This window comes from Streptomyces triticisoli (assembly GCF_003270085.1).
Taxonomy (GTDB): Bacteria; Actinomycetota; Actinomycetes; order Streptomycetales; family Streptomycetaceae; genus Streptomyces; species Streptomyces triticisoli.
The window spans coordinates 17,788-28,230 of record NZ_QFDQ01000080.1; the positions used below are offsets into that span (position 1 = coordinate 17,788).

Below are 10,443 nucleotides of genomic sequence, written 5' to 3' on the forward strand. Positions count from 1 at the left end.
CGTTGAACGGATTCCGGCCCCAAGTCTTCAGTAGCGGGGACAGGATTTGAACCTGCGACCTCTGGGTTATGAGCCCAGCGAGCTACCGAGCTGCTCCACCCCGCGTCGATGTGACATCAGTGTACGCCACGCGTGGGACAGCTTGCACACGCATTCCGCTCAGCCCAGCAGATGCCGGTTCGGCTCCTTGGCCCGCCCCTCGTACTCCGGCACCACGACGACCTCGGCGCCCCCGGCCGTCAGCACCCCGGTCCCGTCGGCGCCCTCGACGAACGTGTCCGGTTCCCGCCAGGCCGTGACCACCCGCCGTACCCCCGTGTCCAGAATCAGCCGGGCGCACGGACGCGGCCGGGAGGCGCGGCGGGCGCACGGCTCCAGGCTGCTGTACACCGTGGCACCGGCCAGCCGAGGATCCGCCGGGTCGACCTTGGCCAGCGCCGCCTCCTCCGCGTGCACGACCGGGTCGCCGGCCTCCCGCGAGTACCCGCGGGCGAGCTCCGTCCCGTCGGCGGCGACCACCACCGCGCCCACGCTGAACGCGGTCCGCGACGGCGGGCACTGCGCGGCCAGCTCGCACGCGAGCCGCAGCCAGTGCCGGTCCGCGGGTACGACGCGGTCCGCCGCGCCGGGTGCGGTCGGCTCGTAGCGCATGAGGACGACGTCTTCGACGACCCGTGTCTCCACCAGCCTCAGCCGCCCGCCCTGATAGACCCCGGGCCCGAACAGCCGCGGCGCCTCGGGGTCCCCCACGAACAGCGGGGCGAGCACGAGCTGCACCTCGTCCGCGAGCTGCTGCTGCAGCAACTGCGTGTGCACCGTCCCGCCGCCCTCCACCATGAGCCGCCGCACCCCGCGCACCTCGTGCAGATGCTCGAGCAGCAGCTCCCAGTCGAGTACGGCACCCAGCGGCACCACATCGGCGGCGATCCCCGTCCTCCGCGCCCGCCGCGCCCCCTCGTCGGTCGTGTAGAGAACCTTCTCGCCACCCGTGTGCCAGAAGCGCGCCCCGGGGTCCAGCTCCCCGGACGCGCTGACCGCGACCTTCAGCGGATACTCCGCCCGCCCCGCGGCCACCCGGGCCGCCCGCCGCTCCGGCGAGTACACCAGCAGCCGCGGGTTGTCGGCACGGATCGTCCCGGCCCCGATGAGAACCGCGTCGACGGACGCCCGCACCTCGTCGACCCGGTCGAAGTCGGCGGGACCGGACAGCAGCAGCCGCTCGGGGCCGGTGTCGTCCAGGTACCCGTCGAGGGAGACGGCGGCGGACAGCAGGACGTACGGGTGGGGCATGGACGCGCTCTCTCTCGGCGGCGGACGGAACAACCGGCTTGCTTCAAGCTTGGAGCAAGCCGCACAGGTACCGCTCCATCCTGTCGTTCCCCTCGAAACCCCGGAGCACCGGCAGGTGAACCGCCCCCGGTCAGGTGGCGGCTCGCTGGATTGGCGCTTCCGGGTCTCTCGGACCGCGTCCCCGGCAGGCGTGGTTCGACGGGCCGGTCCTTGTCGGCCCCTGCCGATCGATTACGACGGTCGGGTCTGCCCGCCGCTGTCCTCCCCGCCGCCCTGGGCGTCGGGAGGCACCGGCGAGCCGCCGATGTCCGGTGCGGTTCTCGCCACCATCTCGGCAAGTCGCCCGCAGGCCTCTTCGATCTTTTCCTGGGCCCGGTTTCGCTCGGTGATGGCTGCGGCGAGCAGCAGCGCGGTCAGCGCGGCGGCACCGTTGAACGCCTGCAGTGAAATCATGTTGGTGAGCAGGGTGTGACCGGCGAACGGGCCTGTCCTGCGGCTGGTGGCGAGAATGGCGAAGATGGATACGGCCAGCGCGCAGGGCGCGGCTCCGGCGCGCTGGAAGCGGAAGGCCGCCCAGGTCAGCAGCGGAAAGCCGAGAAAGAGCAGCGGTGTGGGGGAGGTCTGGAGGAGACCGACGCCGATGGTGACCGCGCCGAGCAGCGATCCCTCCGCCCATCGGGATGGTGGTGTGTCCTTCGGCCAGTGTGCCGAGCGGAGCACGAGCAGCACCGGTGCGACCAGCAGAACGCCCATGGCGTCGCCGGTCCACCAGACCCACCACGTGGGCCAGAACCCGCCGGCGGACAGTGCGTGAGTGAGGCGCAGGGTGATGCTGCCCAGCGTCGCACTGATGAGCATGCTGGTGAACGCGCCGAGGAAGACCAGCGCGAGCGCGTCCCGCAGGCGGTTCATCCGGGGACGGAACCCGGCGCGTCGCAGGAGTGCGTAGGAACAGAGGGGCGCGAGTGTGTTTCCTGCCGTGATGGCAAGGACGGCGGGGGCCGATGAGTCGAGGGACACCTCGACCAGGAAGGCGCCGAGTGCGATCCCGGGCCAGACCCGCGGGCCGATCAGGAGCAGGCCGGCCAGGGCGATGCCGGTCGGGGGCCACAGCGGCGTGACCTGGCCGCGCACGGGCTGCTGGAGCATTCCCAGCTTGCCGGAGGCGTAGTACAGCGCGGCAACAGCGCCGATCTGCAGGGCCGTCATGCCACCGCGCCGGAGCCTGTCACGGCTCGCACCCGTCATCGGAAGGTCTTTCCCTCGACCTTGCTCCGTCGTCCATTGTCCGTCGGCCCCGCCGGATCCACCACACCGCCGCTCTTCTGTGCGCCTCTCGCAATGTGCTCTGCCGGGATTGCTCCGGGTGACCGCTCGGCGGCGGTGCCGCGCCCTGACGATTCCGCCTCAGCCGCATCCCTGTGGGTCTCATCGGCTTCAGCGCGGGGTGCGCAGGGCGAGGATGGCCATGTCGTCGTGCCCGTCGCTGGGGTGGTGGTCGGCCAGGGCCTGCACGAAGTCCTGCAGGGGCAGGGCTACGTACGTGGTGGCGAGTTCGGCGAGTTCGTTCAGGCTTTCGTCGATGGGGTGCTCGGGGTGTTCGATCAGGCCGTCGGTGAAGAAGACCACGGTGGTGTCCGGGGGCAGGGGGTGAGTGTGGTCGGGGCGGGGCTGCCCGCTGTCGACGTTCAGTGGCAGTCCGGGCTCCGTGAACAGGTATTCCGCCCGGCCGCCGGGGGTGATCAGCAAAGGGGGGACGTGGCCCGCAGAGCTCCAGAGCAGTCTCCAGGCAGCCCCCGCGGATTCGATGCGCGCCAGGCCGGTGGTGGTGACCGGGTTGTCGGTGATGGCCTCCAGGGTGCGATCGAGCTGGGCGAGGACCGCGCTGGGCGGAGTACGCAGGGTGAACAGCAAAGCGCGCAGCATGTTGCGGGTGGAGGCCATGGCAGCCGCGGCATGCAGGTCGTGACCGACCACGTCGCCGATGACGACCGCCACCGCGCCGTCCGGAAGCAGGACGGCGTCGTACCAGTCGCCGCCCACATGGTGGGGTTCGGCGGCGGGCCGGTAGATGGCGGCGGCGTCGAAGGGCCGCATGTCGGGCAGCGTCGGCAGCAAACGCCGCTGGAACTGTTCGGATCCGGCACGAACCTGTTCGAAGAGGCGGACTTTTTCAATCGCGATACCGGCGGCGCTGGCGAGGGCGACGACCATGGTCTCGTCGCGGACATCGAAGGGCTGTCCGTCGCGTCGCTCGGAGAGGTAGAGGTCACCGTAGATTTCACCGCGGACGCTGACGGCGACGCCCAGCAGGGTGCGCATGGGCGGGTGGCCGGGTGGGAACCCGACCGAGGACGGATGGGAGGAGATGTCGTCCACCAGCAGGGGTTCGGGGTGGTGGATCAGGTGTCCGAGCACGCCCAGGCCGCGAGGAAACCCCACCGCGGCCAGGGCCGCGCGTTCCTGCTCGGACAGGCCGACGGGAATGAACTGCTCCAGGAACTCGCCGGACTCGTCAAGGACTCCCAGTGCTCCGTAGCGGGTGCCGACCAGGTCCATGGCGGTGGTCACGATGCGACGCAGTACCGCGGTCAGCTCCACCTCCCGGGTGATGGCCACCACCGCCTCCAGCAGGCCCTGGATCCGGTCCTTGGCGGCGGCCAGGGCGCGCAGCTGCTCGTCGATCCGGCCCAGCTCGGCGTCCAGACGCGCCAGTAGGTCAGGGCGGGGCGGCCGCTCCGCGCCTTTCTCCTCCTTGCCCGCCGCCATCACGATCGCCCGGCGGACCGGCGCTCGCTCTCGGTGGCCTTCAGCCGGCAGGAGTGGGTGCTGGTCCGGATCAGCGTGCCTTTGGAGGTGAGCCGGTCGGCGATCGCCGCGCACCGACGAGGGGCGACGAAGGTCTTGTCCCACTCGCCGCACGGGGGCTTGGAGGCCACCGCGGCGGCCTTGCGCTCCTCCTGCTCGGTGAAGATCCGGGACAGCGGCTTGGCACCCCTCTTGTCCAGGTTCAGACAGCCCGACTCGTCCAGCAGAGCGGCTCCTGAGACGTCTGCACGATCCGTTGAACGCTCGACGACTTCGTCCACCAGGTTGTCCTCGACCGGTTCAGCGGCCGCGGTTTCCTTGTCCATCATGCTCTGTCCGTCCCGGCCGGCCAGGGCCCGAGGCTGGTCCTCGGCCAGCCTGTCACATCACGGACTCACACGACCTTTCGGACACGCTTCTCATCGCCGCCGTCGAGCCGGAAGCTGCTGCGAGGACGGAGCAGGGGGGTGTTCTGCTGCGTGGCGTTGCCTGGCCGCCTGGGCGCGTGCGCCGGGTGCATGGCGGTCGCCGATGCGGCGGCTGTGCCAAGTCAGTGCGCGGGCAGGGCCATGGGCGCCGTCCAGGCTGCGCAGGCTGAGGGCCTGGTCGAGGATGATGGCCGCGCTGTGGCCGGCATCTTCACGTTCATCGAGACCTCCTACGACCGTCGTCTCCTGCGCAAGCACGCGAACTGGGGCTGTCTCACGCCCCACGAGACGCGCCGGCGCCACGAACAGACGGGACCCGAACACGCTCTCGCCCTCGTCCACAAGGACAACCCCGACAGCTTCCAACGCCTCGTCGCGATGCTGGGGAGGACGCAGCCGAGAAGGCCCCCGCTGCCGGCCGTCGAGGAGATCAGCGCCGCCTGAGGGCCGGTCTGGCCCTCCGTGTCAACCTCGCCGCCGACGAGTGGCTCGACCAGTGGCTCGCCGCGAAGAAGCGCCGCAAGACCACGCTCAACGGCCACGCCTCCCACATCCGCGTCCACCTGAAGCCCCGCATCGGGCACGTACGCCTCGACCGGCTCAACGTCGGCCACCTGGCAGAGATGTTCGACTCGGTGAAGGAGACGCTGCGGCACTCCACCATCACGCTGACCTCGGACACATACACGAGCCTGCCCCCGAGCCGGACCGTGAGATTGCCGAGAAGTCGGCGGAACTCGTCCCCCGGTCTCGTCCGGCAGCCACCGAACCGCCTGCCCCGGCCGCAGCCGCCCCGCAGGACACGGGAACATCCGCTCACGCATTGCTCACACACGAGCCCGAAACGCTGCAGCGCCCGAGCCGACCGAAGCCGACCCGAGCGTTGCGTAGCAGGTCAGAGGCCATGCAGCCCGCCTGCGGACCGTAGGCCCTGTGGGACTCGAACCCACAACCAATGGATTAAAAGTCCACTGCTCTGCCAATTGAGCTAAGGGCCCAGGCGATGTTGCCTCCCCGAGCATAGCGGGATCGGGCCCCGTCTCCGATCGGGTATCCAGGGAGGCCGGCCGGAAAAGTGACGTGATCGCCCACGGCCGGGAGGGGGTCCGGTCAGAAGATCCCCTTGTATCCCTTCCAGCCGGTCGCGATCTTCGTGCGGCCGCTGAAGGAGCCCTTGCCGTTGCCGTTGTTGCGGTACAGGTTGCCCTTGGTGTCCCGCGCGACCAGGTCGTTCTTGCCGTCGCCGGTGATGTCGCCGACGCCGACGATCGCGTTGTAGGTGGCACCCCACTTCGTGAAGACCTTGACCCTGCTCTTCAGCAGCCCCTTGCCGTTTCCGTTGTAGCGGTACAGCGTGCCCTTCTTGTCGAGGGCCAGCACGTCGCCGATGCCGTCACCGTTCAGGTCACCGGCGCCGATGATCCTCTTGTAGCCCTTCCACGCCGACCTGATCTTCTTGCCGGCCGCGAGCGTCCCGTTGCTCTTCGTCGCGAAGAGGTAGATGTCCCCGGTCTTGGCCTTGCGCGCCAGCAGGTCGGTGCGGCCGTCGCCGGTCAGGTCGCCCGGTGCGGTGAGGACGTCGTAGGCGTTCCAGCCCTTGCCGAGGGATGTGTGGCTGTTGCCGGGCTTGTACGACGTGCCGCAGCGGCCCTTGTACTTGCGCAGCTCACCGTTCGGCATCCGCACCAGCATCTCGGCGCACCGGTCGCTGCCCATGTCGCCGAAGGGGATGGCGAGGGTCCCCTTGGGCCAGCCGGAGGCCGACTTCTTGAAGTCGAACTTGCCCTTGCCGTTGGTGAAGTGCAGCGTGAGAGTTCCGGAGGAGTTGAGGGTGACCAGTTCGCCGAAGCTGTAGCCGCCCTGGTCGTGGTGGCCCTGAAGACCGCCGCTGAGCCCGAACGAGCCGCTGGTCGTGTACGTGCCGACGCCGTCGGCCCCCTTGGCGGTCAGGGTCCAGGTGTGACGCCCGTTGTACGCGTACGCCCCCGCGTCCGTCCTCCCGTTCCAGCCGGCCTCGGCGGACGGACCCGTGCCGGTCTCGGTGCGCACGACACGTCCGCGGACGACGTCCTTCACGGTGAACTTCCAGGCGGCCGGCTTGCTGAACTGCCAGGTGCTCTTCCAGAAGTCGCTCCTGGTGTCCACGGAAGCGTCGTCGAGATCCGACTCGATCGCCGTCAGCGGCTGTGTCGGGACTCCGCTCCGCACGACGTGCACGGCGCCGACCGCGTCCACATGAGCGATGTTTCCGCCGAACTTGTCCACCGTCCACGTGAGCCGCCGCTGGTCGGCCGTGTTCCCGGCCGGGAGGTCGGCGACCGGGCGGGCGGGGGCGGCAGTACCGGTGTGGAAGTCCGTCAGCATCAGCTTGTCCGCACTCCGGTCGTGCTGGACCAGGTAGCCGTCGCCGACGAGCGCGGGCCCGGAGGGGACCATGACGGACTTCTTCGCCGTACGGTCGTAGACGCCGGCGGCGCCGGACGGGCCGCAGTTCCAGTAGATCCAGCGGCCGACTGCCTGCAGTTCCGCGACCGTGCAGGGGGCGCCGGTGGCGACGGTCTGGACCGTCTTCCTCGTCTTGAGGTCGTAGGCGGTGATGGCCCCGTCGCCGGAACCGGGGGTCCACAGCAGCGAACCCCATACGGAGGCGGCGGTGATGGACCGGGTCAGGCGCACGTTCTCGGAGCGGTTGCGGTTCACTGCGTCGACGTACTGCTTGCCGGTGGAGGTCGCGTTGTAGACGTAGTAACGGCCGGTGGCGTCCACGAACCGGCCTCCGGTCACCGCTGGTTCGCTCCCCGAGTGGTAGATGTTGGGGGACAGCCAGATCCGGGCACGCTCCTTGCCCTTGGCGTCCACCTGGAAGTAGCCGACGTGCTGGTCACCGGTGGAACGCAGCGGTACGCACTGCCCGGCGTCGCACGGAACCCGCTGAGCGTGCGAGCCGTCGGCGAAGACGCCCGCGTAGCCCCGCGTGACCTTCTCCAGGACCGTGGAGCCATCGGACGAGATCCGGCGGCCGACCACGTGCTGGTCGCCGTTCGGCTGGCGTTCCACGGTGGTCAGGAAGCCGCCCGCGTAGTCGATGCCCCACACGCCGTCCGTCCGGACGGGCGTCGGTGCGGTGTCCGCGGCCGCCGGGCCGGCGGTGGTCAGCGAACCGGCGCCCAGGGCTGCCAGGGTCACGAGAACGGCGGTCATCCGGCCGTACCGGGTCGCGGTGGAGCGTGCGCGTGCGCGTGTGCGCCGGGTCAAGGTCCCTCCCCAGGGATGTGAGAACGGCACGCCACGGCGGCTCCCCCTCGGCCGCGCCCCTCCTCCGTGCCAAGATCCGGGATGCTAGCAACCACCTGATGGGCAACGGTAGTCAAAAAGCGAAGGGCCCGTACGACAGTGGTCGTACGGGCCCTTCGCAGGTCACCTCACCCGGTGTCAGCCGTTGCGCTTCCAGCGCGGCTTGTCCTCGCGGCGGCCGAAGGAACCGCCGCCGCGGTGGTCGTCACGGCGACCGTACGGGCGGTCGTGGCCGCCGGAGCGGAAGCCGGGGCGGTCGCCCTGGCGGTCGCGGTTGAACGGGCGGTCGCTGCCGCGGTGCCCGCCACGCTCGTCCCGGTGGAAGCCGCCACGGTCGTCACGGCGGTCGAAGGAGCGGGGGGCGCGGTCGCGGTCCCGGTTGAAGCCGCCCCGGTCGTCGCGCCGCTCGTAGGAACGGCCGCCACGGTCACGGTCGAAGGAACGGTCACGGTCGAACGTACGCCCGCCCCGGTCGTCACGGCGCTCGTAGCCGCGGTCACGGTCCCGGTCGAACGTACGGCCGCCGCGGTCACCCCGGTCGTCCCGGCGGAAGCCGCCCCGGTCGTCGCGCCGCTCGTAGGAACGGCCGCCACGGTCACGGTCGAAGGAACGGTCACGGTCGAACGTACGCCCGCCCCGCTCGTCACCGCGCTCACGACGGTCGTACGACGACGAAGCCGCCGTACGCTGCTCATGCTCGCCCCGCTCGGCACGGTCCACGTCCTGCGCCCCCGGCTGCTCCGGCAGCGACACCTCGGCCACCGCCTGTGCCTCGGCCACCGCCGCCTCCGGGTCCACGCCCCGCTCGCGGGCCACCCTGGCGATCAGCCGGTCGGCCTCCTCACGCAGCTCGGACGCACGCCGCTGGGCACGCTCCAGCTGCTTGGTGAGGTGGGCGACCTCGCGCTCGGCCTGCTGCGCGGCGTTGCCCGCGGACTCGGCCTGCACCTCGGTCATCGACCGGGCACCGGTGATCTCCGCGACCTCCGGGTCGAAGGCCGCGCCGCCCTGGATGATGTGGCGCGTGGCGTCCACGCCCGCGTCCTCCATGAGGCGGAAGATCTGGCGCCGCTGGTGCGGCAGCGACAGGGAGACCACCGTGCCGGTGCGGCCGGCGCGGGCCGTGCGGCCGGCGCGGTGCAGGTAGTCCTTGTGGTCGCCGGCCGGGTCGACGTTCAGCACCAGGTCGATGCCGTCGACGTGGATGCCGCGGGCGGCGACGTCGGTGGCGACCAGGACGTTGACGTACCCGTCCTTGAAGTCGGCCAGGGTGCGGGTGCGGGCGCCCTGGGTCATGCCGCCGTGCAGCGCCTCGGCCTTCGCGCCGGCCTCGCGCAGCTGCTCGGCCACGCGGTCGGCGCCCAGCTGGGTGCGCACGAAGATGATGGTGCGGCCCTTGCGGGAGGCGATGGCCGCGGTGACCGGAGCCTTGTCCTTGGGCTTCACGATCAGGATGTGGTGGGACATGGTCGTCACCGCGCCCTGCGCCGCGTCCACCTCGTGGGAGACGGGGTCGGTCAGGTAGCGGTCGACGAGAGTCTTGATCTCGTTCTCCATCGTCGCGGAGAACAGCATGCGCTGGCCGCCCGCCGGAACCTGGTCGAGGAGCTCGGTGACCTCGGGCAGGAAGCCCAGGTCGGACATCTGGTCGGCCTCGTCCAGGACCGCGATCCGCACGTCCTCCAGCGAGCAGGCGCCGCGGTTGATGACGTCGCGCAGCCGGCCCGGGGTGGCGACCAGGATGTCGACGCCCTTCTCCAGGGCGTAGATCTGGTTGCCCATCGAGGTGCCGCCGCAGACGACCTTCATCCTCAGGCCGAGGACGTCGCCGTAGGGCTGCAGGGCGTCCGCCACCTGCATCGCGAGCTCGCGGGTGGGGGTCAGGATGACCGCCCGCGGGCGCTTCCGCTCGGTGCGGCCGCCGGCCAGCGTGGCCAGCGTCGGCAGTCCGAAGGAGAGGGTCTTGCCCGAGCCGGTGCGGCCCCGGCCCAGGACGTCCTTGCCGGCCAGGGCGTCCGGGATGGTCGCGGCCTGGATCGGGAAGGGGGTGGTCACACCGTTCTGCGCGAGCTTGCGCACGACGTCCTCGGGGAGACCGAGGTCCGCGAACGTGATCTCGGACACCTCACGGCTCTCGGGGGCGTCGTCGGCGATCTCGGGCACGACGACGTGGTCAGCAGTAATGGACATGCGAATGCGAAACCTTCCGGAGTCTTGTCGGCACGCGCCCGTCAACTCCGTGATTCGCACCACGACCGCCTCGATGCGGTCCGCCACGGCAAAGGAGAGTACGCGCCACACGGCGCGCTCTGTGTGGGCGCCGGGCAAATGGGATCAAACGATCTGCCACCTTACGCACCCACCACCCCCGAAAGCAAACTGAGTCCGTAGACCCAGGTCAGGACCTGGCGCGCCGCAGCCGACCCGGCTTCGGTGTGGGTTCCCGCTGCTCCAGTTGCGACCCCGTGCCCTCGTGCGCCGACGACGACGGCTCGGCCGCCGTCGGCTCCGGAGAGGCCGGCGGAGCGGGCGGCGAAGCCGGAGGCGGCTCCGGCGCCGCGGACGTCTGCGGAGGCACCGGCGCCGCGTCCGTCGGCGTCGGCTCGCCCGGCTTCGGCGGCAC

Annotated in this window: 7 protein-coding genes and 2 tRNA genes; 1 reads left to right on the top strand and 8 read right to left on the bottom strand. The window is 70.7% G+C overall.

Annotated features, from left to right (window positions below; translation table 11 throughout):
• Positions 1–31: 31 nt before the first annotated feature.
• The 5 genes from DEP02_RS14370 to DEP02_RS14390 form a co-directional block, all read right to left on the bottom strand.
• A tRNA-Met gene (locus tag DEP02_RS14370) sits at positions 32–105 on the bottom strand.
• Positions 106–159: 54 nt separating this feature from the next.
• Positions 160–1,290 (bottom strand): dihydrofolate reductase family protein, encoded by a 1,131-nt coding sequence (locus DEP02_RS14375; protein WP_112467713.1) that lies wholly within the window; start codon positions 1,288–1,290, stop codon positions 160–162.
• A gap of 231 nt (positions 1,291–1,521) precedes the next feature.
• Positions 1,522–2,499 carry an MASE1 domain-containing protein gene (locus DEP02_RS14380; RefSeq protein ID WP_232839112.1) on the bottom strand — a complete coding sequence of 326 codons (978 nt, stop codon included), beginning with the start codon at positions 2,497–2,499 and terminating at the stop codon, positions 1,522–1,524.
• A 228-nt stretch (positions 2,500–2,727) separates the two neighbouring features.
• Positions 2,728–4,059, bottom strand: coding sequence for a PP2C family protein-serine/threonine phosphatase (locus tag DEP02_RS14385; RefSeq protein ID WP_112467715.1), 1,332 nt, complete (start codon positions 4,057–4,059; stop codon positions 2,728–2,730).
• The gene (locus DEP02_RS14390) at positions 4,059–4,427 is read right to left on the bottom strand and encodes an ATP-binding protein (protein WP_112467716.1); all 369 of its coding nucleotides are present in this window, start codon (positions 4,425–4,427) and stop codon (positions 4,059–4,061) included. Before DEP02_RS14390 ends, DEP02_RS14385 begins: the two co-directional genes overlap by 1 nt.
• Positions 4,428–4,724: 297 nt before the next feature.
• On the opposite strand from DEP02_RS14390, the gene DEP02_RS34705 reads away from it, so the two are divergent.
• Positions 4,725–4,970: a hypothetical protein gene (locus tag DEP02_RS34705; RefSeq protein WP_232839114.1), complete on the top strand. Its 246-nt coding sequence runs from the start codon at positions 4,725–4,727 to the stop codon at positions 4,968–4,970.
• A gap of 481 nt (positions 4,971–5,451) precedes the next feature.
• On the opposite strand, the gene DEP02_RS14400 is transcribed toward DEP02_RS34705, so the two are convergent.
• The 3 genes from DEP02_RS14400 to DEP02_RS14410 all read right to left on the bottom strand — a co-directional run bounded on the left by DEP02_RS14400 (position 5,452) and on the right by DEP02_RS14410 (position 10,010).
• A tRNA-Lys gene (locus DEP02_RS14400) sits at positions 5,452–5,524 on the bottom strand.
• A gap of 112 nt (positions 5,525–5,636) precedes the next feature.
• Positions 5,637–7,781 carry an FG-GAP repeat domain-containing protein gene (locus DEP02_RS14405; RefSeq protein ID WP_232839113.1) on the bottom strand — a complete coding sequence of 715 codons (2,145 nt, stop codon included), beginning with the start codon at positions 7,779–7,781 and terminating at the stop codon, positions 5,637–5,639.
• Positions 7,782–7,958: 177 nt separating this feature from the next.
• Entirely contained in the window at positions 7,959–10,010 is a 2,052-nt protein-coding gene (locus DEP02_RS14410) for a DEAD/DEAH box helicase (RefSeq protein WP_112467717.1), read from the bottom strand.
• Between the last annotated feature and the right edge of the window lie 433 nt (positions 10,011–10,443).